This window comes from Streptomyces sp. NPDC059371, assembly GCF_042751995.1.
GTDB lineage: Bacteria > Actinomycetota > Actinomycetes > Streptomycetales > Streptomycetaceae > Streptomyces.
The window spans coordinates 99,659-125,999 of sequence record NZ_JBHYXD010000006.1 but is presented as its reverse complement, the minus strand read 5'-3'; the positions used below and the strand labels follow the sequence as shown (position 1 = coordinate 125,999).

Genomic DNA, 26,341 nt, shown 5'->3' with positions numbered 1-26,341 from the left:
GCGGCCGCCGCGCCCCTGGTGCGGGGGCCCCCCACCCGTGGATACCGCTGGTCGGTGAGACTCACCAGCGGTACCAGCGGCCACGCCTGCCACCACTCGCCGTCGGGCGGATGACGAAGCCGAGAGCCCACACGATCAGCACGATGACCGCGATCCACCACAGCGCCTTGAGTGCGAAACCGGCACCGAAGAGGATCAGTGCGAGCAGAAGAACGAGAAGAACGGGAACCATAGTTATCAACCTCCGTGGCATCGGATGCCCGGCGGGCCGATCCGTATACCTGCCAATCTCACCTTCTTGAGGACCCGCTGCCTCGGCAATTCACTCCAGGAATCCCCGATTCGGGTTTCGGATTCGGGGTAGTGAGGCCCCTCATGCTGAGTGAGAGGGGCCTCACGAGGTTGCCGGCGCGTCCTCCGGCTCAGGCCGGCGCGTCCTCCGGCTCAGGCCGACGCATCCTCCGGCTCAGGCCGGTGTGCGGGTCACCGGGATCCAGAGCTGTGCGGCGGAGTGTGTCGGGTCGTCCTGTGACGGGCGGGTACGCAGAATCTCCGGTCCCGGTCGGTACTCGTACGGGTTGGACGGGATCCACTGGGCGGCCACGTCACCCCACATCTGCTGCAGCGCCTCCGGGAATGGCCCGGTGTTGTCGAACACGGCCCAGGTGCCCGCCGGACAGTCCAGGACGTCGAGGTCCTCGGGCACCTCGGCGGCCGTCGTCACCACGGCGTGGTAGTAGTCGAGTTCGCTGCCCTCCTCGAAGCCGTCCGACAGCCGTACGGTCGCCGACACCACGCCCTCCGGGTCGTCGTCCGAGAGCCCGGAGATCCGGACCATCGTCTCCGGCGGGATGCTCCGGATGTGCTCGGCGATGTGCGGGTTGACGCCCTGGTAGATCAGCGGGACGCGCGCCTTCCTGCCGACGACCCGGAATGCTTCCTTCTCCACGATGCGGTACCGCATGGTGCTGTTCCCTTCGACGGTGAGGCGGAAGGAAAGCCGGGCCTGTGAGTTCAGAGCCGCGCCGGTGCGCCTGGCCTCGCCGGGACCGACGCCGTGCACGGCGCGGAACGCCCGGGCGAAAGCCTCCCCCGACGTGTAGCCGTAGCGGATCGCGGTCTCCAGCAATGTCGTTTCCCCGCCCAGGACTTCGGCTCCCGCAACGGTCAGCCGACGGCGTCGGATGTACTCCGACAGCGGCATGCCCGCCAGCGTGGAGAACAGCCGTCGGAAGTGGTACTCCGACGTGACCGAGATCCGGGCCAGCTCAGCCACCTCGATCTGCTCGTCGAGGTGATCCTCGATGTACTGCATGGCCTGGTTCAACCGATCCAGCAAGCCCGGCCTCCTTCCCTTTCGATCACCAACGTTAGGAATGGCCAAGCCTGCCGCACCCGACATTCTGTGCCCGCTCCGGTCGGGTGGGACATGCCCATGAGGGCCGGGGCGGTACTGAGACCACCGGCCGGGCGGCGAGGTCTGGCCGTCTGCCGACGGGCTACGTGGTGCATCGGTGAACCGAGAGAAGATGAGACGCCGTGACCAGGCGAACCGCAGAGAAACCCGTCCTCCGAGTGCCGGAGACCGGCTGGGCGAAGGCACATCACCTACGCCGCGGAAGCGCGCGTACCTCCGTCGCGGACGAGTGCACCACAGCCATCACGCCCACGAGCGCCGAGTGGGACATCGTCAGAGCCGAAGTGACGGCGCGCTCACAGACTAGTTGCGACATACGAGACGCGGTGTGGGTGTGTCCGGCGGCGTAGGCGATCGTTGCGTAGAGCGGAGTCCGCACGACGCCGAAAGCCCACGAAGGCGGCTGTCACGGCGGTTTGCGCGGGGACCGGTACCAGGAACTGTCGGCATCGACCGCGCGTGCCCCCACCAGGGCGGTGGCCGCTACGGTGCCGGCGCCGGCACCGTAGGGGAGCCAGGACTTCGGCGCGCGTCGGCGTCCCGAGCGTTCGCTGATCAGCCTCATGTCAACGGGGTTTCCCTCACGGGGGGCGCCGATGCGCTGCCGGACGGGGGCAGTGTCAGGAATTCGACTCGGGCGCACGCGCGCTTCGCTCGCTCCCCGCGTTCGCTTCCTCCATGTCCTCGCCTTCCGCCTGTGACGGAGTTGTTCGAGGAACGTCGTGAAGGGCCGCTTCCACCTCGTCGTCGGTGCGTTCGCCCTCTGCCTGCGATGGGGTCGGGATATCTCTCATGATCGGCCTCACTGACCGGTGTGCCGGGATCGGTGCCGTGGTGTTCGCCGGAGCGTCGCGAGCGCCTGTGGGTTTCGCGCGTACGAGCGCGTGCAGATGTCTGACACCGTGCACACCGGCGTGCTCCTGAGGCGCGGGTACCCATGGCCCCTCGGTTTTCACGCCACCATCCGGTGGCAGCTCTTGCCCACTCGGCTGCGTGTTGACCGACCTCCGTTGTCTCGTCACCGCCGGCCCCCGCGGTCGCGGTGGGTCAGCCGACTCTGGAGGCGGGAGAGCGCGGCCGTGCGGTGTCGGCGTAGGGCAGCCCGTGCTGCATTGGCTCCCGGGGCGCCGTGTACTCCGCCGCCCGGGTGCGCGGAGGCGGAGGCCAGATACAGGCCCGGCACGGGTGTCTCCGGGCGGCCGGTGCCGGGGCCGGGCCGGAAGACGAGCTGCTGGTGCAGGGCGGTGGTGCCACCGTTGATGGCGCCGCGGTGCAGGTTGGCATCCAGGCCTTCCAGCGTGGGCGGGGCGAGGATGCGCCGGGCCCGGACGAGGCCGCGGAAGCCGGGGGCGTAGTGCTCGACGTGTGCCTCGATGCGGTCGGCGAAGGCTTCCTGCTCTCGGGTGTCCCACGATCCCGTCAGTCCGTCGGTCCCCGCGTCGCCCCGCACCTGTTGCGGAACGTGCGTGTAGGCCCAGGCGGCCTCGGTGTCGCGGGGAGAGCGGCTGGGGTCGGCGGTGGTCATCTGGCCGAAGAGACAGAAGGGTTCGTCGGGGACGCGGCCCATGGCGATCTGGGAGGCGAAACGCGTGAGAGCGTCGACGTCGTCGGCGAGATGGACTGTACCCGCCTGAGCGGCCTCCGGGCAGCGCCAGGGCACCCGGCTGTTCAGGGCCCAGTCGACTTTGAAGGTGGCGAAGTCCCACTGGAAGCGTTTCAGGTCGGCGAGCAGCCGTGGGGGGAGATGGTTCTCGGCCACGAGGGACCCGTACAGAGCGGGCGCGGACACATCGGCCAGAACCGCCCTGCGGGCCGGGACTCCCTCGCCGGATGCCGTGCGGACACCGACGGCCCGGCCGCCACGGACGACGACCTCGGTGACCTGTTCCCCGCAGCGGATGGTTCCGCCGCGCCGCGTCAGACGGCGGGCGAGGGCGCCGCTGAGGGCTCCCGAGCCGCCGACCGGAACGGGGAAGCCGTACGTCTGGCCGAGCATGGACATGATCCATCCGAAACCGCCGCTGCCCGCGGCTTCCGGCGCCAGGTCGGCGTGCAGGGCGTTGCCCGCGAGCAGGAGCCGGCCGCCCTCGCCGCGGAACTCCTCCTCGCCCAGCCGGCGCACCGGCAGCACCATCGTCCTGGCCAGCCGCAGCCCTCCGGCACCCCGCAGCCGCAGGGCCAGCGCGGCACCGGCGCGGACCGGAGGGAAGGGGGTGAACAAGGCGTCGAGGATCCCCTCGCGCAGTCGCTCCCAGACGCGCCAGAGGTTTTCCCAGGCCGGTCCGTCGCCCGGAGCGAACGCGTCCAGACTCGCGGCGGTCTCCGCCAGGTCACGGCTGAGGACCGCGCACCGGCCGTCGGGCAAGGGGTGGGCGAGGACCTTCGGAGCGTGGCTCCACACCAGCCCCTCGTGCTCCAGATGCAGGTCGTCGAGAACCGGTGAAGCGGCGGCCAGCGGATAGAAGGCGCTGAATACGTCGCTGGTGAAATCGGGGTCGACCCCATGGTCGTGCCGCACCGCCCCGCCGGGCGTGTCCTGGGCCTCCAGCACCTCCACACTCCAGCCGGCGTCGACCAGGAGGTTGGCCGCGACGAGACCGTTGGGGCCCGCCCCGATCACTACTGCGTCCGCCATGACGTGCTCCTGGCTCGATGAGGGCGTCGCGCCTGGTGGCGTGATCGCCTGCGGGTCCCGGTCGCGCTTCAGGCGCTGCGCGGGTGCCCGGCCTGGCCGACCGGGGTTCGCGACGGCTCTTCGGACGACTCGCAGAGCCGGGCGAGACGACGGAGCATCGCGCGGTGCCGCACCTGCAGCGCCGCGTCCAGTAGGCCGTTGTGGAGGGCGCCACCCGGGCCGCGCAAGGGGTGTTCGTCCAGGATCAGCAAGGTGTGTTCGCCCCAGGGCCGCAGCTCCAGCGCGATCCTCGCGGTCCCCAGCGCTCCGCTGTTCGCCTCCAGTTCGAGGACGGTGTTCGGTTCGCTGCGGCGCACGATGGTCCGGTTGTGCAACGTGATCGGCCCGATGGCGATCTCGTAACGGAGGGTCGCATCGAGGTCCGGCCACCGTCCTTCGCCGGCTTCGACCCGGGAGGTGCCGACCACCCATTCCTCGAACCGTTCGGCGTCGGACAGGACGGCCCAGACGGCTGCGGGGGGCTTCTGGATCAGACGATGCCGTACGGCCATGTGCGCCTCCGCTGTTCGAAGTATCACGTCCCCTGCGCGTTCCCAAATCGGAATGAATCACACATTCGGCCCACTGGTAACGCCCGCGGAAAACCGATGGCACCCGGTGCGCCGCCGCCGTCGAGGGGGCGTTTGCGGGCGGAGCGGCAGGGAATCCGGACGGTGACGCGCGTACCTGGCCGGTCCGGCCGCGGCGCCACCTCTCGCGAGCACGGGCCAGGGCAGCGGAATGTGAGGGCGCGTGCGGGGCGTCCGGCGACCGGGGTGCTGTGACTACAGGGGGTCTTGCGGGAGCGGTACGCCCGCCTGCGGTGCGACGACGGTGATGGTCCGGGGCTGCGGACCGAACCATTCGCACACCAGGATGGTGGCGTCGTCCTGCAATCGCTGGTTGTGGTGCTGGAGCAGGGCGCGGATGAGGCGGCGGAGGGTCTCGGGGACGGGCAGGCCGTCGCTGTGGTGGCGGACGAGGAAGTCGATGAAGTGCGCGAGGCCGAACTCCTGGCCTCCGACGCGGGCTTCGGTGATGCCGTCGGTGTAGAAGACGAGGCGATCGCCGGGTTCGAGCTGCTCATGGCAGAGCGTGGTGGGCAGATGCAGGTCGGTACCCATCGGGTGGGACGGCGGGCACTTCAGGAGGGTGGACCAGCGTCCGCCGCGGATCACGATGGGCGGATGATGGCCGCGGTTGACCCACGTCAGGATGCCGCTCTTGGCGTCCAGATCGGCGAGGATCCCGGTCACGTAACGGCTGTGGCCGAACTGCTCCATCAGAACCTGCTCGATGCGGTCACCGAGCTGGTCGAGGGGAGTGCCTTGACGGCGGTGGTTGCGGCAGGCGGCCACGGCGAGATTGGCGGTGAGTCCGGCGGAGGTGTCGTGTCCCATGGCGTCGAAGACCGAGAAGTGGATGGTGTCTCCGGCGACTGCGTAGTCGTAGGCGTCGCCGCCGACCTCGTAGGCTGGTTCCAGGGCCGCGCCGATGATGACCCGGTCGTCGGCGTAGGTGCGCGGCGGCATCAGCGTCCACTGCATCTCGGCCGCGACGTTCATCGCCTTGATACGGGTCAGACGGGCGTGGGAGTCGCTGGTGTCCCGGCTGCTGACGACCAGCATGGCCACCATCGACGCCAGCGTCAGCATGTCCTCGTGGAGTCCGTCACCGTCGTGGGTACTGGTCACGCGCAGGACGCCGAGGCGCTCGGTACCGTCCAGAAGTGGCACCCACCAGGTCTGGCGCCCGTTCTCACTGCCGGCGGCGGCCACGATGTGCCCGTACTGGTAGGCGCGCCCGGCGACGGTGCCCTCGACCGGCATTTCCGGCTGGGCGTCCCTGGTTTTCTGCGCGGCGTCCGGCCCCTCGCCGGTGAGCAGGCGCAGAACGTCGCGCTGCAGGTCGCCGAGGTAGATGCGTACGTCGTCCAAGTCGGCCGCCGAAGCCTGCTCAGCCACCCGTGACGGCAACTGCTCGAAGGACATCACATGGCTGCCGGCCAGCAGGCTCCTCAGCATCCGCAACATCCCGTCGTCGCGCCGTGTCATCAGAGCCCTCCCTTCCGTCGCGTCCGTCCCTGCCGGGAGGAAGCCGTGGCCGGCCATCGGTTTCGTCCGAGTACCCATTCCAAGGGCGGTGCTCTGCCCGACGGCGTCTTGTCTTCCGGGATTCTGGTCGACGGGTCTTCGCCCGCCGGCGCTTGCGTCACAGCGCCTGAGATCGAGCTGTCCAACCCGGGCCCTCCATCCCTATGGATTTGAACCACGACGAGGCGCCGTCCTCGAGGCGCTCACCCGCTATCACGACGTCGACGAGCTGGGCTTTGCGCCACCGGGGCACAAACAGGCCCGAGGCGCGGATCCGCGGGCGCGAGCCGTGCTGGGGGACGCCGTCTTCTTCGGTGATGTCCTGGCCAGCGGGGGCTTTGACGACCGGCTGACGCGGCGCGGAGCCGTGGAATGGGCCCAACGACGCATGGCCGACGCGGTCCACGCCGAGCACACGTTCTTCTCCACCTCCGGCAGCTCACTGTCGGTGAAGGCCGCCATGCTGGTGGTGGCCTGTCCCGGCAGCCGGCTCCTGGTGGGCCGGGACGCACAAGTCGGTGATCGCGGGCCTCAGTCTCTCCGGCGTCGAGCCGGTGTGGGTGGAGCCCCCAGTGGGACGCCTCGCTGAACATCGCGCATCCTCCGTCGGCCGGTCCCTACGAAAAGGCGTTCACGGAGTACCCCAGACGCAGACGGCGCCCTGGTCACCAGCCCGACGCCGTACGGGGCGGCGGCCGACCTGGCCGACATCGCCGAGGTCTGCCACCGCCACGGCAAACCGCTCATCGTGGACGAGGCGTGGGGCACACACCTGCCCTGCCACGACGACCTGCCGTCGTGGGCGATGGACGCGGGCGCGGACATCTGCGTGACCGGCAGCCACGAGATGGGCACCGCCTGGAGCAGGGCTCCGTGCCACCTGCGAGGCGACCTCATCGATCCGGCGGACCTCGCCTCCAGGGCGAACCTTCTCGGCACGACCAGTCCCAATGTCCCGCTCTACGCCGGCATCGACGCCTGGCGTCGGCAGATGGTTCAGGAAGGCCGCAAACTCATCAGCGGGGCACTGGAGTTGGCGCCCCCCACCCGAACGGCCATCGAGACCGACGACGGCTTCCATGGCAACGAAGCGGCCGACTTCTCCGGTCCCGGCATCGCCGCGGATCTCGATCCCTTGCCCGTCGCGGCCCCTCCGGGTGAATGTCGCGTCCTACGCGCTGCCTTCAGGCCTCTGGGCGGCCGTCGCGGTTCTCGAAATCGCGCCGGACCCCGGCCCCGTCATCGTCCACCAACGCTGTCTGGTCCGGCAGTTCAAGCACACGAGAGCAGTGCTCGCACAGCATCGTCCCACTCTCGGACGAGACGGCCGGCCTGCTCCCACACGCCTTGCACACGCCCACCTGTCGGCTCTGGCCGGGGGTCTGTCGTTCTTCCATCGGTCAACTCCAGGTCGTTCATGCGATCGCATACATGTGGACAGGGTGAAATCCGGATCGAGTCGTGGAATCCGGGATCAGGGGTGAAGAAGCGTCTTGACCATGGCGTCCTCCTTGGCCTGGAACATCGCGTACGCCTTGGGGGCGTCCTCCAGCGGCATGTCATGGGTCTTGAAGGAGTCCACGCCGAGCGGATCGGCGTCGGTCAGCAGAGGCAGGATGTCCTCGACCCAGCGCCACACGTTCGCCTGACCCATCCGTAGCTGGATCTGCTTGTCGAACATGGTCAGCAGTGGCATGGGGCTGGCCGCCCCGCCGTACACGCCGGAGACGGACACTGTGCCCCCGCGCCGTACCAGTTCTATGGCCGTGTGCAGGGCGGTCAGCCGGTCCACGCCGGCCCGCTCCATGAGCGGCTGCGCGACGCTGTCCGGCAGCAGAGTGGTGACCCACTGGGCGGCCTTCGCGAACGGTGCTCCGTGGGCTTCCATCCCGACGGCGTCGATGACCGCGTCGGTGCCCCGCCCCTCCGTCAACTCCTGTACGGATTCGGTCAGTTCGGCGCCATCGCGTCGGGCGTCGAAGCACGTGACGCCGTGTGCGGAGGCGCGGGAGAGCCGTTCGGCGACCGGGTCGATGCCGATGACCAGGCCGGCCCCGCGGTGTTGCGCGATCCGGGTCGCCATGTCACCGATCGGGCCGAGCCCGAGGACGGTCACCGTGCCGCCCTCGGGGATGTCGGCGTACTCGACCGCCTGCCAGGCCGTCGGCAGGACGTCGGACAGATAGACGTAGCGGTCGTCCGGCGGCCCGTCCGGGACCTTGATGGGCAGCCTGTTGCCGAAGGGGACCCGCAGCAGCTCGGCCTGGCCGCCCGGGACCTGCCCGTAGAGCTTGGTGTACCCGAAGAGCGAGGCACCGGTGCCGCGTTCACGGACCTGTGTGGTCTCGCACTGCGAGTGCAGCCCGCGGTCGCACATGTGGCAGTCGCGGCACGACACATTGAACGGGATCACGACGCGGTCGCCCGGCTTGAGGGCGTGAACCTCGGGCCCGACATACTCGACCACGCCCATGGGCTCGTGTCCCAGGATGTCCCCGGGGTCCAGATAGGGGCCGAACAGCTCGTAGAGGTGAAGGTCGGATCCACAGATGCCGCTCGACGTGATCCGTACGATCACATCGTCGGGCTTCTCGATCCGCGGGTCGGGCACGGTCTCCACACGGACGTCCCGCTTGCCGTGCCAGGTCAGTGCGCGCATGAGAGCTCCTTCTGTCGCAGGGTCCGACCCCGGCCAGGGGTCAGGCGCTGGTCGGGGGGCCCGGGGTCCGCTGGTTGTAGCGGCGTGCGGCCCGGTCGTTGAGGCCGCTGCCCAGCCTGCGTACCTTCTCCGTCCAGGTGGAGGCGGACCGATCGATGCCGTGGCCCTGCTCGATGTCGGGTCCGGCCGCGTCGACGTCGCCGTGGGTGGCCGGGGGAGCGGGCAGGAGCCGGGCTGCGAGGCCGCTGAGCCGGGTGACCGTGGCCGGTGCCACGCCGTGCGCCACCGACGCGGCACGCGCGGCGGGAGTCAGCACCAGGCGGGTCCTGCGCTTCTCCAGCGCCCGTACGATGCGCTCCGCCGCACGCTCGGCGTCCATCGAGACGACGGGCGCCCCCGAGAGAGCCGAGAACCAGGCGAACTCCCGGGACGGGCGTCCGCCGAACTCGGCCTGAAGATGCGAGCCGGTGCGCATCAGCCCCGGATGGACAGTCGTGACGCTGAGGCTGTCTCCGGCCGTCTCGGCCCGCAGCCCCTCGCCCAACGCTCCGACGGCGGCCTTGGCGCACGAGTACGGCAGCAGATGCGGAACGGCGAGCAGCCCGCCGACCGAGCCGATGAGACACAGCCGGCCTCCGGCCTCGCTCGCGCGCAGCGAGGGGAGCGCCGCCATGGCCGTGTTCACGGCGCCGCCGAAGATGGTGTCCATGGCGTCCCCGAAGGCTCCGCTGCCGAGCGATGCCACCGGGGCCACCTGGATGACACCGGCGTTGGCGACGACGATGTCCAGCCCGCCGTGCCGGGCGTCCGCCTGCCGGACCACCGACTCCACGGCATGCCGGTCACGGACGTCACACACCGCGGTGGAGAATTTCTTGCCGGTTCTTGCCTCGGCCCATTCGGCGCCGCGTCGCAGTTCGTCCTCGTCGCGGGCCGCCATCGTGACCAGGCAGCCGCGCTGGGCCAGCCGTGCGGACAGCAGCAGCCCGAGGCCCCTGGATCCGCCCGTGACGAGTGCGGAGAGGCCGGCCAGACCCGACCGGCGTGGAGTCGGTGCCATTTTCATCACCTCGCTCGGCAAAGAAGACGGGGAAGGGGAAGGGGCGCCGCGTACCTGGATCGGGTGTGGCGCAGACGCGTGTTCCGCTGCCGAAGCAGGTCCGGGTGGTCTGGGTGATCCAAGTGGTCCGGTTGGTCGGGATGGTTCGGCATCAGCCGGAACCCCCGCCGCCGAACGACCCGCTCGAACCGGACCCCCAGCGCGGCCGCTCCTGCCGGTCACTGCGCTTGCTGCCGGCACCGCCGAGCTGATGCGGGGTGAGGCGCTCGCTGTCGTTCTCGGCGCGGGGCACCTCGTTCGGTTCCCTGATCTCCGAGGTCTCGTGCGCGGGCCCCGACTGCGGAAGCCTGGGCTGCTCATGAGCCTTGGGCGGGCCCGGCTCGCCACGGCGCGCCCGGATGCCCAGCCCCACGGCCCACACCAGGGCTCCGGCGATGACGAGCCCGCCCAGCAGGGCGCCGAGCGTGCCGAACGCGGCGTTCGAGAGCGCGATGTTCCAGTATTCGTGGTCCATGGCGGCCGAGTACCCGTACTTGTGGAGCGCAGACTCCGGATCGTCCACCCGTGCCGCGTTCCCCACGGAGACGTGCTCCCGTCCCCGCGGAGACGTGCTCCCGTCCCCGCGGGGACGGAGCGGTTCCCCTCCGGAGATGGGCGTGTTTCAGGTGGTCGTGTCTGTTCCGCCGGGATCCGGTTTGTGGAGGGGTGGGAGGGATACACGGGGTGGATGGTCGCAATGGGGCATCGGACAGGTGCTGAGAGATTGCCGGGCATGGATGTCGCTCGCAGGAACAATGTCATCGTCACCGGCAACCCCCGGGGGCGGACGGTGGTGCTGGCTCATGGGTTCGGCTGCGATCAGAACATGTGGCGGCTGACCGTGCCCGCCCTTGCCGAGGACTACCGGGTGGTGCTGTTCGACTACGTCGGTGCGGGCCGCTCTGACGCGACCGCGTTCTCGGCGGCTCGCTATGCCTCGCTGAGCGGCTACGCCCAGGACGTGATGGAGGTGTGCGAGGCGCTCGATCTGCACGACGCGGTGTTCGTGGGCCATTCCGTCAGCGCGATGATCGGCGTGCTGGCCGCCGGCATGGCCCCGGAGCGGATCGGGGCGCTCGTGATGGTGGCTCCGTCCGCGCGGTACATCGACGACGACGGCTATCGCGGCGGCTTCAGCGCCGACGACATCGATGAGCTGCTGGCGTCACTGGAGTCGAACTATCTGGGCTGGTCGGCGGCGATGGCACCGGTGATCATGGGGAACGCGGACCGGCCGGACCTCGGCGACGAGCTGAAGAACAGCTTCTGCGCCACCGATCCGGAGATGGCACGCGTCTTCGCCCGCACCACGTTCCTGTCGGACTCACGGGACGACCTGAAGACGGTGTCGGTGCCGACCCTGGTGCTGGAGTGCACCCAGGACGTGATCGCTCCCCGCGAGGTGGGCGCCTTCATCCACCGGGCGATCCCCGGTTCGACGCTCGTCACCCTGGACGCGTACGGGCACTGCCCGCACCTGTCCGCGCCGGACGCCACGAATGACGCCATCCGTACGTTCCTGGAGAGCCTGCGGTGATGTGCCGCGCCGGGCAGCACCCCGATCCGCACGGGGCCGACGACGAGAAGTCGTCCGGCGCCGCGTTCGCCTCGTTGCTGGAGGACAGCGTCGAGGACCTGTACGAGAGCGCGCCGTGCGGATACCTGTCGACGCTGATGGACGGCACCATAGCGAAGATCAACACCACGCTGCTGACCTGGCTCGGTATGGAGCGTGAGGCGGTGGTGGGCCGGATGCGGTTCGCCGACCTGCTGACCGTGGGCGGAAAGCTGTACCACGAGACGCACTTCGCGCCGCTGCTGCGGATGCGGGGCGAGATCAGCGGCATAGCCCTGGAGATCAAGCATTCGAACGGCCGGATGCCGGTGCTGGTCTCCTCCGTGGTCAAGCACGGCAGTACCGGTGAGCCCCTGCTGATCCGCACCACCCTCTTCGACGCCCGTGACCGTCGCGCCTATGAGGAAGAGCTTCTGCGCGAGCGGAAGGCTGCCGATGAAGCGCGCAAGCGGGCGGAGGCCGACCGGGCCAGGCTGGAGGACGCCCTCGCGGTCCTCCAGCAGTCACTGCTGCCCGACATCCTGCCGTCGATCCCCGGGGTGGACACAGCCGCCTACTACCACACCGCCCATCCCGACCGGATCGGCGGCGACTTCTACGACGTCTTCCCCATCGACGAAAAGCGCTTCGGCTTCTTCCTCGGCGACGTGTGCGGCAAGGGGCCCCAGGCCGCCGCGGTCACCTCACTGACGCGCTACACCCTGCGCGCCGCCGCCCTGCACGGCTCCGATCCCGTCTCCGCCCTGAACACCCTCAACAAGGTGCTCTACGAACGGTACGCGGGCGCCAGCGGTGACCCGCGGTACTGCACCGCCGTGTTCGGCACCCTCGAGCCCGACCCCGACACCGGGCAGGTCGCCGTCCACCTGGCCTCGGGCGGCCACCCGCCGGTCATCGTCCTGCGAGCCGAGGGCACCGCCGCATTCCTGCCCACCCCCGGTGGCCTCCTCGTCGGCATCCTGCCCTCCGCCACCTTCGCCGCGGCCAGGACAGTCCTCGCCCCCGGCGACACCCTCCTGCTCTACACCGACGGCATCACCGAGGCCCGTACGAGCGAGGACCGCACCAGCCTGTACGGGGACGAGGCCCTGCTCGCCTTCGCCGCCGACCACGCCGGGAAGCCCACGCCCGCCCTGGTGCAAGCTCTCACCGGACTGCTGCACAGCTTCGGAGACGGGCTCGACGACGACACCGCCCTGCTCGCCCTCGGCGTCCCAGCCCCCGACACCCTGACGAGAAGCACCCGATGAGCCCGTTGAAGATCACCATCCGAGATGCCGACACCGGTCCCGTTCTAAAGATTTCCGGGGAACTCGACTACGACTCCGCCCGGGAACTGAGGGAGTTGATCCCCACGGTCGCCCTCCGACCGGGCCAGCGCCTCACGTTGGACCTCGGCGGCATGGAATTCTGCGACTCCAGCGGACTCAGCGCCCTGATCGCGGCACACCACCACGCCCACACCGCGCAGGCGGACATAGCGCTGGAGGCCGTACCCGCCAACACTCTGCGCATCCTGCGGATCGCCGGACTCGATCAGATCTTCTCCCTCGGCCAGGGTGGCGACACGGGCCTCGGGGCGGACCAGATCCGTTGAACGGGCCACAGTAGATCCGTAGCGGAATGCGGGCTGGATTGGTGGAGGATCTCATTTCACCCGATCAGGTGGATCGGCCAATCCGTCCGGTGCGCAGAACCGGATTCCCCGTGTGAGGGACGAAGAGAAGGATCAGCGAGTTCGGCCAGGCTTGTCGCGTTGGGCGCTGGGTGCGCTGAGCGGGGCGCTGGCCGCGTTCGCCGCACTGGCGGTGGCCGAACTGGTCGCCGCGTTGGTGCGTCCGCAGTCCAGCCCGGTCGTCGCGGTGGGCGGCGCGTCGATCGACGCGACACCCGCTCCAGTCAAGGACTGGGCGATCCGCCACTTCGGTACGAACGACAAGCTCGTGCTGGAGCTCGGCATCCTCGCCGTGCTGGCTGTCGCGGCTCTGGCGCTGGGTGTTCTGGCGGTGCGGTTTCGGCGGGTCGGAACCGCCGGGGTCCTTCTCTTCGGGGTGGTGGGGGCGGCGGCCGCCGTCAGCCGGCCCGACTCGGTCGGCCTCATCGACATGCTGCCCTCCGTCGTGGGGGCCGTGGCCGGGGCCCTGCTTCTGTACGTTCTGGCGAGCCGTCTGACCGCGGTGAGGCCGTCACCGGCGTCGGCGCCGCCCGCGCCCGTGACCGAGGGAGCGGGAGTCGGCTCACCCGCGCGCGAGGACTGGGACCGACGGGGATTCGTCCTGGCGGCCGCGTCGGCCGCCGCGGCCTCGGCCGTGATGGGTGTGGTCGGCCGGTCACTGAACACCTCGCGGGGGCAGGACGCGGTCGCATCACGACGGAGGGTCGTGCTGCCGGCCCCCCGGTCACCGGCGCAGCCGGTACCCAGGGGAGCCGGGTTGCGTGTCCCCGGCATCAGCCCCTTCGTCACCCCGAACGGCGACTTCTACCGGGTGGACACCGCGCTGGTGGTGCCCAAGGTGGACGCCACCGGATGGCGGCTGCGTATCCACGGCAAGGGTGTACGCCGTCCGACCGTCTACTCCTTCGACGACCTGCTGCGCAGGGAGCTGATCGAGCGGGACATCACCCTGACCTGTGTCTCCAACGAGGTCGGCGGCCCCTATGTGGGCAACGCCCGCTGGACCGGCGTACGTCTGGCCGACCTGCTGGACGAGTGCGGGGTGAGGCCTCCGTCCCGGGGAGGTCCGGCGGACCAGTTGGTGGCGCGTTCCGTGGACGGGATGACGATCGGCAGCCCGGTCGAGGAACTCATGGACGGCCGCGACGCGATGCTCGCCCTCGGCATGAACGGTGAGCCGCTGCCCTTCGAACACGGTTTCCCGGTGCGGATGGTGGTCCCGGGCCTGTACGGATTCGTCTCGGCCTGCAAGTGGATCGAGGACATCGAGCTCACCACGTTCGATTCCTACGACCCGTACTGGGTCAAGCGCGGCTGGGCCCGCCGGGCCCCGATCAAGACCGAGTCGCGTATCGACACCCCCAAGCCCTTCGCCCGGCCGAAGGCCGGCACGGTGATGATCGCCGGCGTCGCCTGGGCCCAGCACCGGGGCATCGACAAGGTCGAAGTCCGCATCGACGACGGCCCCTGGCAGAAGGCCCACCTGGCCGCCGAGGACACCCGCGACACCTGGCGCCAGTGGTCGATGCCCTGGAAGGCCACCCGAGGCGGCCACACCCTCACCGTCCGCGCGACCGACCGCACCGGTGCCGTGCAGACCGGCAGCCGCACCCGCACCATTCCCGACGGCGCCAGCGGACGGCACTCCGTCGTCGTCACCGTCGACTAGGCCGTTTCTTTCGGATCAACAGACCGTCCGCACACCGAAGAGCTGACACCCGCGCTGCCGAGGAGGCACGTGGTCGGTGAACCAGCGGCTCAGTTCTGGTTCGCCGGCCACACCGCCGCCGGGTCGCAGTGGTCCGGGCACGCGAGCAGGTAGACCTCGTTCGCCAGGAACAGGTTGTAGGTGTCGGCGCCGACGCTGTACGGCTGCTCCGGCAGACCGGGGTGCACGGCGAACTCCATGCTCTCCGGTACCTGGCAGAGGTACACCAGGTCGGAGCCGCACGCGCAGGTGTAGGACTCGGGGTCCTGTGCCCAGGACGGCGTGCCACCGACCTTGAAAGCCTGGGCTCCCAGCCCGCGCGAGTCGGGAGTGTCGACGAGGGGACTCAGTGTCAACGGCAGCGCGCGGACGGATGGTTCGGCTTCCGTCGACGGCACGGCCACGTTCCGCTGGAGCAGTACGCGCCAGAACGGACGCGGGTAGGGCGGCTGCGGAGCGTCCCAGTACCGGGGCACGAGCCGGCCGTCGGCCAACTCCGCCTCGGACGCGTCGTTGTGGGAACGGCAGTGGAAGACCATGAGGTGGTCTCCGCCGAAGTGCTCTATGTCCACGGGAATGTCGAGCTGGAAGAACAGGGCCATCCGCTCGCCGCAGAAGCACTCCGGCCAGGAGTCTGCGTCGTCGAGGAAGGGCCAGCCGCCCACCGAGTTCCGCACCGGCCGTTCCAGTGGCTCGGTCCCGACCTCGACGGTGTGGGCAGGCAGCACCGTCGGCATGTCCCTCGCACTGATTTCGGCCATCCGCTCACCCTAGCGGCTGTGCCATGAACGCTCTTCGCGGGTGAGCCGGCGTCGACCCAGGACCGCACAACTACACGGAAGAGCGCAGGGAATCGCACGGACTTAAGCGGGCATCTGACACGGCGCCCGCCCTGCCGCCCGCCCGGGCGGTCGCCGATTTTCAGCCTCCGTGCGGCCCGGTCCGTGACGGTCGGGTGACGCGGTTCGTGCGCAATGCCGACCGGCCGTCGCGCCAGGCCGGCAGCAGTCGGGCGCCCAACCGGTCCTCGAGATGTCCGGTGGCGCGGATCCCGAAGACCACGTCGGTCTCCAGCCACGGCTCGTCCGCCAGGAGTCCGGCGACGACCTCGTGCCGTACGACCTGTTCGTGCACCGCGTCGGCCTCGACGTGCTCGGTGTAGAACCGGACGGCAGCCGGACCGGCGTTCATCCGGCGCAGTGCCTGGGCCAGGCGGCGGGAGGCGGGGGAGGAGGTCACCTCGACAGTGGCGAAGTGACCCACGAGCGCTCCGCGCAGGGCACGGTGCAGGCCGAACAGAGACATGAGATTGACGGTGGCGAGCGCTTCGGCCGGGGCGGCGTCCAGGTAGTGGCCGTACGTGGTGTCCAGGCTCAGGTCGGTCATCAGGTCGGCGAACAGCCGGGCGTGGATCTCGTCCGCGCGGCCCGCGCCGAACTCGTCGAACTCCACCGCGACCATGGCGGCCTTCGCCCGCCCGCGCAGCCGGGGGATCACCCAGGCGTGCGGATCGGCCTCTTTGAGGTGGTAGAGCGAGCGCAACGCCGCGTACTGGCGGACGTGTTCGAGGCTGCCGTGGTCGCGGAGGAAGTGGGAGAGGCTCCCGTCGGCCTCCCCGACGGGTTCGAGCTGGAGTTCGTCGAGGGCGCCCTCCGCCGTGTCGGACGGGTCGACCGGCGCGTCCGTGCGCAGCGCGCGGAGGAATGGGTCCTCCAATGCGGCACGCAGGGTGAGGAGTTGGGGATCCCATTCTCGGTCGTCCGGTACGCCGTCGAAGCCGAGGTAGTGGAGTTCGTAGAGGACGTACAGCGCGAGTTGGAGATCGTCGCCGTAGGGGTCCGCGGGAAGCGGCGGGAAGTGGGCGTCCGATCCGCGCAGCGCGTCGAGGAGCGCGGCCGAGACCGGGCCACGCGGTTCCGGCAGGCGCGCGCCGGTCATGACGCCTCGTCCGGCTTCGTACGACGGCGGTGGCTGGTGTCGCACCAGGGCGGTGTGCGTGTGCGACGGCAGGTGCAGACGGCCACCACGAAACGCCGCGACACCGTCGACTCACCGTCCTCGCCCACGATCTCGACCGGCCCCTCGACCAGGAGCGGCCCCTCGCGCTGGACGCGGATACGGCGCGGGCGTTCAGGCGTGTTCGGCACGGATCACCACCAGTTCCTCTGTCGTACGGCCGCCCACAAGCCCGCGCTCGCGCAGCCAGCCGAGCCGAGAGCGCAGTACGGGTCCGAAGGGCAGCCGGGTGCGCTCGACGACCTCCGCGCGCAACCCGCCCGCGTGCAGCCGGGCCAGCGTCTCCTCGACACCGCTCAGGTGTGAATGCACGATCAGCAGCCGCCCGGCCGGGCTCAGGACCGCCGGGGCCGCAGCGCAGATCCGGTCGATCAGCAGGCGGCCGTCCGTACCCGCGTCCCAGGCGCGTGCCCGGCCCCGGGGCCGGGACTCGCCGGGGGCGGGGACGTACGGCGGGTTGGTGACCACCAGGTCGAACCGGCGGCCCGGTACGGCGGCCGACAGATCCCCGTGGCGTACTTTCACCACGTGCCCGTTGAGCAGTCCGTTGCACCACGCGGCGGCCAGCGCCCGCCAGGAGATGTCCACCGCCGTCACCCGGGCACCCAGGCGGGCCGCTTCCACGGCGAGCGCACCGCTGCCGGTGCCGAGGTCCAGGACCTCGGTGCGGGTGGTGATCCGCTCCCGGCGCAGCGCCCGTCTGAGCAGTCCGGTGTCCGTCTGCGGGCGGTAGACCCCCGGCGGGATCCAGCAGCGGAACCGGGCGGCGGGAGTCTTCTCGAATGTGCGGTTGACCAGGTACGCCTTCACGGCTCCGCTCCGAACGTGCTTGAGGGTGGCGGACAGGCCGGCCAGGAGCCGACAGCGCCACACGGGTACCCCTGAACCGCAGACGTAACGACGGTGCCGTTGTGCCGGGGGTGGACAGGACGCGCGGAGAGGTGAAGGCTCACATCTGAGCATTACGCTCGAAAAATGCCTAAAGAGTGCATATTGCGGAACTTGGGAGAGGCTGAGGAGGCAGGGAGATGCGTCGAGAGATGGTGCACAAGAAACCCGACAAGAAGTCCGAGCCCAGTCGTCGCGCGCCCGAGGAGATCGAGCGGCGTCCGCGTCCCGAGGTCCGAAAGGACATCGCGCGAACCTGGTGGCCGGACGGGTAGGCCGGCAGGAGAACGGCGCCGCCCCGTGAGCATGCCGGGGTACGCGAACTGAACCGTCGAGTGTGGCTGCGGAGGAGGCTCGCCGCTGTGTCGACCAACCCGAGAAGGTCGACCAACCCGAGAAGGGTGAGTCCGGGCCGCGCCGAGGAGCCGATCCTGGCAAAGAAGCAGGTCAGTGCCGGTGCCGAGGACACGATCCGCACCGAGACGCCGGGCCGTGCCGAGACGCCGGGCCGTGCCGAGAAGCCGGGCGGTATCGAGCCGCTGGCGGAGTCGCTCGCGCTGGCCGTCCGTCGCACCGGGGCCTCGGGCGGCGGAATCTACCTCGTGGACGACACCAGACAGCTACTGGGCCTGAAGGTGGCATGCGGGCTGTCCCGCGAAGTCGCCGATTCCTGGTTGCAGGTGCCCGTGACGGCGTCCGTGCCGGTCAGCGACGCGTTCCGTGAGGGCCGTGTGGTCTGGGTCGGCTCGCAGGAGGAGATGGCTCTCTCCTACCCGCAGACCGCGGCGGCGCTGCCCTACCGCTACGCCTTCGCGGCGGCACCGCTCTCCGGCCGCAGCCGCTGCTGGGGCGCACTGTTCCTGACCTGGCCGGCCGGCCACTCCGGCCGGGCCTCGCTCAGGGAGAGGGGAAACCTCGCCGCGCACGGCCGACGTGCCGCTCGTGTGCTGGAAAACGCCGGCCGGGCGTTCGTGCCGCCGGACGAGCCCCACATGATCCCCGTGGACGGCGCTTCCGAGCGCTTCGCCCTGTCCGCCCACGCGCCCGCCGATCTCCTGGAGCGGCTCCCGGAGGGCTTCGTCGCCCTCGACCTGGAGGGCAGGATCACCTTCATCACCAGCCGGGCCGCGTCCCTCCTCGGCCGCCGTGTCAGCCAGCTTCTGGGAACCAGGCCCTGGCAGTCCCTGCCGTGGATGGACCAGGTCCTCGTCGAGGACCACTACCGCACCGCGGTCATCAGCCGTGAGTCCGTCGGCTTCACCGTGCTGAGGCCGCCGGACACCTGGCTCGACATCGATCTCCACCCCGACTCCAGCGGCATCAGTGTCCGCGTCAACCCACGCCGCTCCGGTCCCGGTGACCCGCCCCGTACGGCCTCCCCACCCGCGCCCGAGGCGTCCGTCGGCCGTCTGTACCAGCTCGTGCACCTGGCGGCGGCCCTGACGGACGTGGCCGGTGTGCAGGACGTGGTCGACCTGATCGCCGTCCAGATCCTGCCCGCGTTCGGGGCCGACGGCATGGTCCTGTCAGCGGCCGACGCCGGACGCCTGAGGATCATGGGCCACCACGGCTACGACCCGGGGACCATCGAAAGCCTCGACGGCCTTCCGATCGAGACCAGCCTGACGCCCGCGGGCGAGGCGCTGATCAGGGGGGTCCCCCTGTTCTTCTCGGACCCCGACGAACTCGCCCACAGCTATCCGGCCGCACCCCGGATCAGCGGTAAGCAGGCCTGGGCCTTCCTCCCGCTCATCAGCGACGCCCGCCCCGTCGGCTGCTGCATCCTCACCTACGCCCGCCCCCACACGTTCACGGCCGACGACCGGGCCATCCTCACGTCGCTGGGCGGCCTCGTCGCCCAGGCCCTCGACCGGGCGCGCCTCTACGACGCCAAGCTCGACCTGGCCCACACGCTGCAGCAGGCACTCCTCCCGCGCAGCCTGCCCACTGTCGGTGGTCTGGAGGTGGCGGCCCGCTACCTCCCCGCCGGCCACGGCATGGACGTGGGAGGCGACTTCTACGACCTCATCCGGCTCGACCACGCGACCGCCGCGGCCGTCATCGGCGACGTCCAGGGCCACAACATGGCGGCCGCCGCCCTCATGGGACAGGTCCGTACGGCCGTCCACGCCACCGCGGGCGGGCGGCCCGACGAAGTGCTCTCCCGCACCAACCGGGTCCTCGCCGACCTGGAACCCGACCTGCTCGTGTCCTGTCTGTACGCGCACATCGACCTCGCCCGCGGGCAGATGAGCCTGGCCAGCGCCGGCCACGTGCCACCCCTGCTCCACCGGCCCGGGGAACGCCCCGGGGTGCTGGAGATCGAGCCGGGTCCGTTGCTCGGCATCGGTGTCGACCTCCCGTACCCGATCACCACGGTCCAGATGCCCCCGGGGACGATCCTCGCCCTTTACACCGACGGACTGGTCGAAGTGCCCGGCACCGACCTCGACCGGATGACCAGCGGGCTCGCGCAGCTCCTCGCGGGCCGGTCGCGGCCGGCCAAACTCATCGACAAGCTCATCCACCACTCCTGGCCCCATGGCCTGCCGACCGATGACATCGCCGTACTGCTGCTGAAGACCGACGAAGCCTGAGGCCGCGGCCACGGAACGGCCGGGATCGCCCGCGTCCCGCGCCCGTTGCGCAGACGGGTGACGTCGGTGCGTTCGGACGGCACGTGCGGACGGCACGTGTGCCCTTGCTGGGGCAGCATCGGGATGACTTCATCGAAAGGTGCTGTCCCGGTCGCACGACATGGCAGTTCCACGACGTGACAGTCGTACGACGTGGCAGTCGCACGACGTGGAAGGGGGTCCGGTGCTCGGCCAGGCGATGGGGGCGATGCTGCCGGCCGCGTTGGCGGTCGCGCTCAGTCCCTTCCCGCTGATCGGGATCATCCTGATCCTGTCCGGCACGCACGGCCGCCGCAACGGTCCGCTGTTCGCGGTCGGCTGGATCACCGGCCTCACGATCGCGGCCACGCTCATCGCGTTGCTCTTCGGCGGGGCGGACGACCCCGACAGCACATCGTCGGCGGTCGCGGACTGGGGGAGGGTCCTCGCCGGTGGAGCCCTCATCGTGCTGGGCGTGCGCATGTGGTGGAGACGCCCGCGCGCCGGTGAGCAGGCGGAACAGCCACGCTGGATGGCCTCCCTCGACGACGCCACGCCCGGACGGGCGCTGCTCCTCGGAGCCCTCCTCTCGGGAGCCAACCCCAAGAACCTCGTCCTGACCGCGTCGGCCACCACATCGATCGTCGAGGCCGGAGCGCACGACGTCGGGCTCGTCGCGGCCGTCGCCGTCTACGTCCTCATCGCCTCGTGCACGGTCCTCGGCTCCGTCGCCCTCCATCTCGCCGGAGGACGGCGCGCCGCGTCGTTCCTGGACGCCATCAGAGAGTTCATGGTCACCAACAGCACCGTGATCACGGTGATGGTGCTGCTGCTCCTGGGTGCCGGCGTCCTCGGTGACGGGCTGTCCGGGCTCGGCCGCTGAGCCCGCCACCGGACTCGGCCGGCGACCGGCGACGGCCCGACGAGAGGACCACCGATCGCCGATCGTGACGTCGGCGACGGAGTCACCTGTCCGCCTGCCGGAGTGCGGGGATCCGTGCGAGCTGCCGCTCCAGCTCCGCGCGGATGTCGGCGCGCAGCTCCTTGGTCCGCACCCACTCGATCAGCAGTTCCGCCACGCTCCGCAGCTTGATGTTCGTCCGCTGCGAGATCGCCCTCAGCACGTCCCACCCCTCGTGCGGCGTCAGCCCGCCCAGGGCCAGCACGACGCCGATCGCCTGGTCCACCACGGCGTGCGACCCCAGCGCCTCCTGGAGCTGGATGTTCTCCCCCTCCAGCTCCCTCACACGCGCCGCGACGCATGCCTCCAACGACGTCGAAGAGGTCGGTTTCACCTCGTCGCCCCCAGTCACCGTTTCCTCCGCGGTCTGGTATCCGGTACGGGATTCTCCACTTGCCCGTGTCTCTGCCCGCATGCCCGGATACGGCGGGTGAAAGCTCTGTCCGGGTCATCGAGAGATGTGGATCACTCCGGCGGTCGGTTCAGACAGCCCGGGGAGGACCGGCTCGCCGACAGGGGCGGCTGTGTCGCATCCCACCTCGCCGTCGAGGGCTGCGCCACATCGCGCCGCCGCCGCCCGGAGCTACCGTTCGTCGAAGGTGACTCATCTTCTCGGCAGCTCCCGGAGGGCCGGCAGTGCTCGCAGATCTCTCCCCGCTCATCGCGGCCGCCACGGAATGGCTGACGCGGGCCTACCCGGCCTGCGGTGGGCCGCTCGCGTCCGCCCTCTGTGAGGCCCAGGCCCGACAGGCCGTGACCGTCGCGGCGTGGCTGCGGTATCCGACGCCGATGGACGCCGCGCTGGTCGCGATGGCGGGCCCGGGAGGCGCCGGGAGGCTCGACATGGTCGTCGGCTCGGACGTGGCCGGTCAGGACGACGGCACGGTGGACGACGACGCCTGGCGTACGTGGGTGGACGAGGCCCTGGTGAGCTGGGCCGCGTCCCTCCTCACCGACGCCCGGCTGGCCGACCTGGCGGTCGCCGCGCTTGCCGACGGGGAGCATGTCAGGGTCGCGCCTGTGGCGTTCGGGCGTCTGAGGTCGCCGGACGACAGCGACCTGCGAGCCGCGGCCCTGCTGCGGCACCCCGACCTGCTCGCCCCGGTGGTGGCGCTCCATCACGAGGCGCTCGTCGGCCGTTTGGGGCAGGGGCGGGCGCTCGTCGCCTGAGAGGTGTCACGGGCGGGCACCGTCGCCTGAGGAGCCGTACACATACCGAGGCCCGACCGCCCGCGCGACACGAGATGTCGTACGGGCGGCCAGGTCGTCAGTCGTCATGGACGTGCGGCGCCGGTTCGGCGGAGAGCGCTGTCAGTCGAGTTTGCCCCGGCCGCTCAGCGCGTCGCGCAGCCGGTCGACCATGCCCACACCCGGTGCCAGGAGTTTGTTGGCGGGCGGAGTGTCGGGGGCCGACGGGTGCGGGCGGGTGGGCGCAACCTTCTTCGCCTGACGCACCTTGTCCCCGAGATCGTCCAGGGCTTCCGGAGGGCACGCGGCGCGCAGCATCGGGAAGAGGTTCTGTTCCTCGTCGGCCATGTGAGCGCGGATTTCGAGCATCAGGGTCCCGAGGAGCCGGTCGAACTCGGGGTCACCCGCCTCGTAGCTCTCCAGGTCCTTCATGAGCTGCTCGGCCTTTGAGTGGTCGTCGAGCTCCCGGTCGGCCATCGCGTCACCGTTCGGCACGTGGCGGCGCACGGCCGGGTACAGGTAGGCCTCCTCGGCCACCGAGTGACGTACGAGTTCCATCGTCACCTGGTCCGCGTAGACCTTCCGGTCCTTGTCGCCGGGCGCGCACCGGTCGATGCGCCCGAAGATCTCCTCGACCTCCCGATGATCGGTCGTCAGTTCGTCGATGACGTTTCCGCCGTGCCCCATGTTCTCCACCTCTCAGACGCGGTGACGGCTCCTGGATGGTCCGTCCGGTGCCTCCGGGTGCCCAGAGGGCGCAGGTTGACACGAGCTTTCGTCCGGCGGGGGTACCACCGGCGCAGGGACGTTTGAGGCCGTGGCTGGGGGACACTCGCAGGGCCCCGGCCCAGGAGGTTGGACATGAGCGACCGGTCGGTGATCGTTCACCCGCCCACGAAGCGCGACGGCCGTCAGGTGTGGGTGGACGGCAAGCTCGCGGGAGCGGCCCGGGATCTGCGAGCGCTGACCCGACTGCTGCACGAGGCGGGCTGGGCAGGCATGGACGAGGTCGACGTGGCCGAATGGGAGGTCATCGAGTGGCACGGCGGAGGCCCGGAGGCATGGTCTTTGTGGTCCGACCCGTGGCCCGCGAGCGCGCGGCTGCCTGGAGTGGGCTGAGCTTGCTCCGGTTCCAGGTCGGCACGGGCGACTCCAGCCCGTACCGCCGGGCGTCCGTCTCAGCCAACGCCCATGCGGAGATACCTCACCCCGCATTCGCGGCAGAAGGGATCGGACGCGGCGGTGCCCCAGGCCGTCGGGGGCTGCGTCCAGGCGACCTGATCGAGCTGCCGACCGCAGAGCGACACGCTCTTGCCCGCCTGCGTCATGTGCCAGAGCCCGACGCGGGCACCGACCGACTCGGGCCGGGCGCCTTCCGCGTACTCCGCTCGCAACTCGTACTCCACGAGCCGTCCTCGCTTCCTGCCCCGCCTGTCCTGCGACAGGCACCGTTCGAAGAGCCCCCACCGAGTTCCCCGGCTGATGGGGGCAAATCAGCGGACGGGTGCTGTGAGGGGGCGGCCGTCGCGGGAACCGGAACAGGACAGTCGGTGGGGACGGCTCGGTGACCCGGGCGAAGATCCCGCCGCCTCAGTTCTGGGCGTGGAGGTGTTCAAGAGCGTCCAGGACGACCGTCCGCCGGTACCAGGAGTTCCAGCGCGCCAGGTCGTCCGCGAGCGTCCGCAGCGCGGTGAGCTGTACGTGCGTCAGCCAGGGTCCCGGCCGGGCGTGGTGGGCGGTGATGACGCCCACGCACGCGCCGTCCTCGGCGAGGGCGGGCACCGCGTACATCGCGCGGCTGCCCGCGGCCAGCGCGGCGCGGCCCTCCTCCGTCGCGAGGAGGTCGGGGTCGGTCGTGACGTCCGCGACGGACACCGGCCGCCCGAGCAGGCGGGCCCGTGCGCACACGGCCGGCGGGGCGCTGACCTGGGCGACGTGCTTCCGATAGGTGGCGTCGAGACCCGAGTGGGATTCGAGGACGAGGGAGTTCCCCAGGGCGTGGTCGGCCAGATGTACTTCCGCGCCGTCCGCGTCGGCCACGGCGACGACCTCGTGGACGAGGGTGCGCAGCAGTTGCCGCCGGTCGTACGCCCCTTGGCCGGGGACGTCCAGCAGCTCGGGGGAGGGCGGGGGAGTGCGCAGGCGGCCCGGGAACCACTCGGACGAGTCCGTGGCGGGGCGCGGGGCGGTGACGACGGCGGAGGCGAGGACGCGCAGCGGCACGTTGTGGTGCTGGGAGGTCTCGCGCAGCAGGTCGAAGGCCGCCTGGAGGCCGGGGAGCGAGTAGCGCTCGAGCATGATTCCCTGGGCCATTCCGATGACGGCGCCGGTCCGGGCTTTCGCGCGCAGGCCGAGGAGCTCGTCCGCCTGGTCCTCGGGCCCTTCCGCCGTCTCGGCGGCCTGGCGCGGCGCCATCTCGGGCAGCGCGGCCAGGGCCGCGTCGAGGGTCGGGCAGACACGCAGACCCGGCGCCGGCGCGAGGGTGAAGATCTCCCGTACGTGCGGAGTGGAGACGATCACCAGGACCGGGTTCTCGGACAGGTGGCTTGTGTGGGTGTCCAGCACATGGATGCCTGCCGCGCTCAGCAGCCGCAGGCCCGTCAGATCGAGGATCACGCGCCGGTTCGAGCCCGCTGTCCGAAGGTGCGTGGTCAGTTCGTGGCCGAGCGCGGTGGCGCCCTCGGTGTCGAGAATGCCGGACAGGCACAGCACGTCCGCGCCGTCCGTCACCCGACGAACCGTGAGCGTCGCGTTCAGCTCCCGACGGCCGGTCCGAAGGGCAAGTGTTTGTTCTTGTGACATGCGGCCCGTCCTTCCCGGAGCGTCGGCCGCTGTCCGACCCTTCCTCCACCTTCACCGCACACGGGCGGCAGGGCAAGGAGTGATGCGACGCATGGCCCGAAGTGTCCCTCGTGAAGTCCCTCCGGCCACTGTCCCTCGAGAAGCCCCTCCGGCCGCGGGAGGAACCACGCAAAAGCGCACCCCTGCCACGCCGAGCAGGCGGCGCGCTACCCAGCCAGGGCGTGGCCCTTGGTCTGGCGCGCGCCGGTGAGGGTCGCGTACACCACGACATTGCCGAGGTATCCGCCGTTCCCGGCCCGGCCGCCGCAGGTGATCACGCGGAGTTCGGGCCGGCCCGTGCTGCCGTAGACCTTCTTGTCGGGGAACCGGTCCGTGTCGTAGACCTCCACGGCGTCCACGGTGAAGACGGCGGTACGGCCGTCGGCCCGGGCGATCTCGATCGTCTCGCCCTTGGTGATGGCGCCGAGCCGGTAGAACACGCCGGTGTCTCCGGCGCGTGTGTCCACGTGCCCCGTGGTCACGGCCGTACCGCGCGAACCCGGTGTCGTGCCCCCGCCGTACCAGCCGGCGAGATCGGTCTCGTCCTCGGGCGGGGGCCGCAGAGCCCCCGCCCTGTCGAGGCCCAGCCGTGCCAGGGAGGCGTTCACACCGATCGCGGGGATACGGATGCGTACGGGCTCGGAGCGAGGCAGCGGCGGGGCGGCGGGGTGTGCCGGCGGGGCGGCAAGACCCGCCGACGGGGTGGGGAAGGCCTGGTCGGCCGAGGGCTGCGGGGGCCGCCTGTCGACCATCGTGCCGAGCACCAGCAGGATGCCCGCCACCAGTGCCACGACCAGAGACGTGACCGGTGGCACGAACGTGCGCGTCGGCGCGTCGGCCTTGTCCCTGGATTCCTTCAACATCGGGCCTCTTGCCTGGAGGGAGCCGGGGGAGTCCGCTCCCGCCGTGCGGGCGTCGGGAGCGGGGATCG

27 protein-coding genes and 1 pseudogene are annotated in these 26,341 nt (G+C 70.6%); 10 read left to right on the top strand and 18 right to left on the bottom strand.

Going from position 1 to position 26,341, the window contains the following annotated elements; translation table 11 throughout:
* Positions 1–61 precede the first annotated feature (61 nt).
* The 6 genes from ACFXGX_RS05950 to ACFXGX_RS05925 all read right to left on the bottom strand — a co-directional run bounded on the left by ACFXGX_RS05950 (position 62) and on the right by ACFXGX_RS05925 (position 6,124).
* Positions 62–232, bottom strand: a complete 171-nt coding sequence (locus ACFXGX_RS05950) for a hydrophobic protein (protein ID WP_355774985.1) — start codon at positions 230–232, stop codon at positions 62–64.
* 234 nt (positions 233–466) lie between these two features.
* Positions 467–1,339: an effector binding domain-containing protein gene (locus ACFXGX_RS05945; protein WP_384785167.1), complete on the bottom strand. Its 873-nt coding sequence runs from the start codon at positions 1,337–1,339 to the stop codon at positions 467–469.
* Positions 1,340–1,823: 484 nt separating this feature from the next.
* Positions 1,824–1,982 (bottom strand): hypothetical protein, encoded by a 159-nt coding sequence (locus ACFXGX_RS05940; protein ID WP_384785164.1) that lies wholly within the window; start codon positions 1,980–1,982, stop codon positions 1,824–1,826.
* A gap of 453 nt (positions 1,983–2,435) precedes the next feature.
* A complete protein-coding gene (locus ACFXGX_RS05935) occupies positions 2,436–4,052 on the bottom strand; it encodes a phytoene desaturase family protein (RefSeq protein ID WP_384785161.1) in 1,617 nt (538 codons plus the stop codon).
* Between the two features lie 68 nt (positions 4,053–4,120).
* Positions 4,121–4,603, bottom strand: a complete 483-nt coding sequence (locus ACFXGX_RS05930; protein ID WP_384785158.1) for an SRPBCC family protein — start codon at positions 4,601–4,603, stop codon at positions 4,121–4,123.
* Between the two features lie 273 nt (positions 4,604–4,876).
* A complete protein-coding gene (locus ACFXGX_RS05925) occupies positions 4,877–6,124 on the bottom strand; it encodes a PP2C family protein-serine/threonine phosphatase (RefSeq protein ID WP_384785330.1) in 1,248 nt (415 codons plus the stop codon).
* Between ACFXGX_RS05925 and ACFXGX_RS05920 the strand changes: the two are divergent.
* A pseudogene (locus ACFXGX_RS05920) lies at positions 6,012–7,193 on the top strand (hypothetical protein); the annotation flags it as partial. The gene ACFXGX_RS05925 and the pseudogene ACFXGX_RS05920 sit on opposite strands and share 113 nt — an antisense overlap.
* 465 nt (positions 7,194–7,658) lie before the next feature.
* Here the strand turns inward: ACFXGX_RS05920 and ACFXGX_RS05915 are convergent.
* The 3 genes from ACFXGX_RS05915 to ACFXGX_RS05905 form a co-directional block, all read right to left on the bottom strand.
* The gene (locus ACFXGX_RS05915; protein ID WP_384785155.1) at positions 7,659–8,843 is read right to left on the bottom strand and encodes an alcohol dehydrogenase catalytic domain-containing protein; all 1,185 of its coding nucleotides are present in this window, start codon (positions 8,841–8,843) and stop codon (positions 7,659–7,661) included.
* Between the two features lie 40 nt (positions 8,844–8,883).
* Positions 8,884–9,903, bottom strand: a complete 1,020-nt coding sequence (locus tag ACFXGX_RS05910) for an SDR family NAD(P)-dependent oxidoreductase (protein WP_384785152.1) — start codon at positions 9,901–9,903, stop codon at positions 8,884–8,886.
* A gap of 151 nt (positions 9,904–10,054) precedes the next feature.
* Positions 10,055–10,483, bottom strand: coding sequence for a DUF6479 family protein (locus ACFXGX_RS05905; RefSeq protein WP_384785149.1), 429 nt, complete (start codon positions 10,481–10,483; stop codon positions 10,055–10,057).
* Positions 10,484–10,675: 192 nt separating this feature from the next.
* Here ACFXGX_RS05905 and ACFXGX_RS05900 point away from each other — a divergent pair, with 192 nt between their 5' ends.
* The 4 genes from ACFXGX_RS05900 to ACFXGX_RS05885 all read left to right on the top strand — a co-directional run bounded on the left by ACFXGX_RS05900 (position 10,676) and on the right by ACFXGX_RS05885 (position 14,862).
* Positions 10,676–11,479, top strand: coding sequence for an alpha/beta fold hydrolase (locus ACFXGX_RS05900; RefSeq protein WP_384785146.1), 804 nt, complete (start codon positions 10,676–10,678; stop codon positions 11,477–11,479).
* Positions 11,479–12,768: a PP2C family protein-serine/threonine phosphatase gene (locus ACFXGX_RS05895; protein WP_384785142.1), complete on the top strand. Its 1,290-nt coding sequence runs from the start codon at positions 11,479–11,481 to the stop codon at positions 12,766–12,768. The genes ACFXGX_RS05900 and ACFXGX_RS05895 overlap by 1 nt, the downstream gene beginning before the upstream one ends.
* Entirely contained in the window at positions 12,765–13,115 is a 351-nt protein-coding gene (locus tag ACFXGX_RS05890) for an STAS domain-containing protein (protein WP_384785140.1), read from the top strand. The genes ACFXGX_RS05895 and ACFXGX_RS05890 overlap by 4 nt, the downstream gene beginning before the upstream one ends.
* A 112-nt stretch (positions 13,116–13,227) precedes the next feature.
* Positions 13,228–14,862 carry a molybdopterin-dependent oxidoreductase gene (locus ACFXGX_RS05885; protein ID WP_384785137.1) on the top strand — a complete coding sequence of 545 codons (1,635 nt, stop codon included), beginning with the start codon at positions 13,228–13,230 and terminating at the stop codon, positions 14,860–14,862.
* Positions 14,863–14,951: 89 nt separating this feature from the next.
* Here ACFXGX_RS05885 and ACFXGX_RS05880 read toward each other — a convergent pair whose 3' ends face one another.
* From ACFXGX_RS05880 to ACFXGX_RS05865, 4 genes are all read right to left on the bottom strand, one after another.
* Positions 14,952–15,662, bottom strand: a complete 711-nt coding sequence (locus ACFXGX_RS05880; RefSeq protein ID WP_384785134.1) for a hypothetical protein — start codon at positions 15,660–15,662, stop codon at positions 14,952–14,954.
* A gap of 160 nt (positions 15,663–15,822) precedes the next feature.
* Positions 15,823–16,839: an iron-containing redox enzyme family protein gene (locus ACFXGX_RS05875; RefSeq protein ID WP_384785131.1), complete on the bottom strand. Its 1,017-nt coding sequence runs from the start codon at positions 16,837–16,839 to the stop codon at positions 15,823–15,825.
* Positions 16,836–17,048 carry a CDGSH iron-sulfur domain-containing protein gene (locus ACFXGX_RS05870; RefSeq protein ID WP_384785128.1) on the bottom strand — a complete coding sequence of 71 codons (213 nt, stop codon included), beginning with the start codon at positions 17,046–17,048 and terminating at the stop codon, positions 16,836–16,838. Before ACFXGX_RS05870 ends, ACFXGX_RS05875 begins: the two co-directional genes overlap by 4 nt.
* Positions 17,032–17,664: a HemK2/MTQ2 family protein methyltransferase gene (locus ACFXGX_RS05865; RefSeq protein ID WP_384785327.1), complete on the bottom strand. Its 633-nt coding sequence runs from the start codon at positions 17,662–17,664 to the stop codon at positions 17,032–17,034. Before ACFXGX_RS05865 ends, ACFXGX_RS05870 begins: the two co-directional genes overlap by 17 nt.
* A gap of 281 nt (positions 17,665–17,945) precedes the next feature.
* Here ACFXGX_RS05865 and ACFXGX_RS05860 point away from each other — a divergent pair, with 281 nt between their 5' ends.
* The 3 genes from ACFXGX_RS05860 (at position 17,946) to ACFXGX_RS05850 (ending at position 21,303) form a co-directional block, all read left to right on the top strand.
* A complete protein-coding gene (locus ACFXGX_RS05860) occupies positions 17,946–18,080 on the top strand; it encodes a hypothetical protein (protein WP_384785125.1) in 135 nt (44 codons plus the stop codon).
* Between the two features lie 264 nt (positions 18,081–18,344).
* A complete protein-coding gene (locus tag ACFXGX_RS05855) occupies positions 18,345–20,402 on the top strand; it encodes a SpoIIE family protein phosphatase (protein ID WP_384785324.1) in 2,058 nt (685 codons plus the stop codon).
* A 160-nt stretch (positions 20,403–20,562) separates the two neighbouring features.
* Positions 20,563–21,303: a GAP family protein gene (locus tag ACFXGX_RS05850; protein ID WP_384785122.1), complete on the top strand. Its 741-nt coding sequence runs from the start codon at positions 20,563–20,565 to the stop codon at positions 21,301–21,303.
* Between the two features lie 82 nt (positions 21,304–21,385).
* Here the strand turns inward: ACFXGX_RS05850 and ACFXGX_RS05845 are convergent, their stop codons facing one another.
* The gene (locus ACFXGX_RS05845) at positions 21,386–21,667 is read right to left on the bottom strand and encodes an ANTAR domain-containing protein (RefSeq protein ID WP_384785119.1); all 282 of its coding nucleotides are present in this window, start codon (positions 21,665–21,667) and stop codon (positions 21,386–21,388) included.
* Positions 21,668–22,017: 350 nt separating this feature from the next.
* On the opposite strand from ACFXGX_RS05845, the gene ACFXGX_RS05840 reads away from it, so the two are divergent.
* Positions 22,018–22,551, top strand: coding sequence for a hypothetical protein (locus ACFXGX_RS05840; RefSeq protein WP_384785116.1), 534 nt, complete (start codon positions 22,018–22,020; stop codon positions 22,549–22,551).
* A 141-nt stretch (positions 22,552–22,692) separates the two neighbouring features.
* Here ACFXGX_RS05840 and ACFXGX_RS05835 read toward each other — a convergent pair whose 3' ends face one another.
* The gene (locus ACFXGX_RS05835) at positions 22,693–23,256 is read right to left on the bottom strand and encodes a hemerythrin domain-containing protein (RefSeq protein WP_384785113.1); all 564 of its coding nucleotides are present in this window, start codon (positions 23,254–23,256) and stop codon (positions 22,693–22,695) included.
* Between the two features lie 174 nt (positions 23,257–23,430).
* On the opposite strand from ACFXGX_RS05835, the gene ACFXGX_RS05830 reads away from it, so the two are divergent.
* The gene (locus ACFXGX_RS05830; protein ID WP_384785110.1) at positions 23,431–23,688 is read left to right on the top strand and encodes a hypothetical protein; all 258 of its coding nucleotides are present in this window, start codon (positions 23,431–23,433) and stop codon (positions 23,686–23,688) included.
* A 59-nt stretch (positions 23,689–23,747) separates the two neighbouring features.
* Here the strand turns inward: ACFXGX_RS05830 and ACFXGX_RS05825 are convergent, their stop codons facing one another.
* The 3 genes from ACFXGX_RS05825 to ACFXGX_RS05815 form a co-directional block, all read right to left on the bottom strand.
* Complete coding sequence (locus tag ACFXGX_RS05825; protein WP_384785107.1) at positions 23,748–23,975, bottom strand: hypothetical protein; 228 nt, start codon at positions 23,973–23,975, stop codon at positions 23,748–23,750.
* Between the two features lie 184 nt (positions 23,976–24,159).
* Complete coding sequence (locus ACFXGX_RS05820; RefSeq protein ID WP_384785104.1) at positions 24,160–25,299, bottom strand: GAF domain-containing protein; 1,140 nt, start codon at positions 25,297–25,299, stop codon at positions 24,160–24,162.
* Positions 25,300–25,577: 278 nt separating this feature from the next.
* Positions 25,578–26,273, bottom strand: coding sequence for a class F sortase (locus ACFXGX_RS05815; protein ID WP_384785101.1), 696 nt, complete (start codon positions 26,271–26,273; stop codon positions 25,578–25,580).
* Positions 26,274–26,341: the final 68 nt, after the last annotated feature.

Excerpts from the sequence above, each read along its gene's own strand:
- ACFXGX_RS05935 (WP_384785161.1), bottom strand. The coding sequence starts at position 4,052 with ATGGCGGACGCAGTAGTGATCGGGGCGGGCCCCAACGGTCTCGTCGCG.
- ACFXGX_RS05880 (WP_384785134.1), bottom strand. The coding sequence starts at position 15,662 with ATGGCCGAAATCAGTGCGAGGGACATGCCGACGGTGCTGCCTGCCCAC.
- ACFXGX_RS05830 (WP_384785110.1), top strand. The coding sequence starts at position 23,431 with ATGAGCGACCGGTCGGTGATCGTTCACCCGCCCACGAAGCGCGACGGC.
- ACFXGX_RS05930 (WP_384785158.1), bottom strand. The coding sequence starts at position 4,603 with ATGGCCGTACGGCATCGTCTGATCCAGAAGCCCCCCGCAGCCGTCTGG.
- ACFXGX_RS05950 (WP_355774985.1), bottom strand. The coding sequence starts at position 232 with ATGGTTCCCGTTCTTCTCGTTCTTCTGCTCGCACTGATCCTCTTCGGT.
- ACFXGX_RS05850 (WP_384785122.1), top strand. The coding sequence starts at position 20,563 with ATGGCAGTTCCACGACGTGACAGTCGTACGACGTGGCAGTCGCACGAC.
- ACFXGX_RS05915 (WP_384785155.1), bottom strand. The coding sequence starts at position 8,843 with ATGCGCGCACTGACCTGGCACGGCAAGCGGGACGTCCGTGTGGAGACC.
- ACFXGX_RS05940 (WP_384785164.1), bottom strand. The coding sequence starts at position 1,982 with ATGAGGCTGATCAGCGAACGCTCGGGACGCCGACGCGCGCCGAAGTCC.
- ACFXGX_RS05815 (WP_384785101.1), bottom strand. The coding sequence starts at position 26,273 with ATGTTGAAGGAATCCAGGGACAAGGCCGACGCGCCGACGCGCACGTTC.
- ACFXGX_RS05875 (WP_384785131.1), bottom strand. The coding sequence starts at position 16,839 with ATGACCGGCGCGCGCCTGCCGGAACCGCGTGGCCCGGTCTCGGCCGCG.
- ACFXGX_RS05925 (WP_384785330.1), bottom strand. The coding sequence starts at position 6,124 with ATGTTGCGGATGCTGAGGAGCCTGCTGGCCGGCAGCCATGTGATGTCC.
- ACFXGX_RS05900 (WP_384785146.1), top strand. The coding sequence starts at position 10,676 with ATGGATGTCGCTCGCAGGAACAATGTCATCGTCACCGGCAACCCCCGG.
- ACFXGX_RS05860 (WP_384785125.1), top strand. The coding sequence starts at position 17,946 with ATGCGTCGAGAGATGGTGCACAAGAAACCCGACAAGAAGTCCGAGCCC.
- ACFXGX_RS05910 (WP_384785152.1), bottom strand. The coding sequence starts at position 9,903 with ATGGCACCGACTCCACGCCGGTCGGGTCTGGCCGGCCTCTCCGCACTC.
- ACFXGX_RS05890 (WP_384785140.1), top strand. The coding sequence starts at position 12,765 with ATGAGCCCGTTGAAGATCACCATCCGAGATGCCGACACCGGTCCCGTT.
- ACFXGX_RS05835 (WP_384785113.1), bottom strand. The coding sequence starts at position 23,256 with ATGGGGCACGGCGGAAACGTCATCGACGAACTGACGACCGATCATCGG.
- ACFXGX_RS05895 (WP_384785142.1), top strand. The coding sequence starts at position 11,479 with ATGTGCCGCGCCGGGCAGCACCCCGATCCGCACGGGGCCGACGACGAG.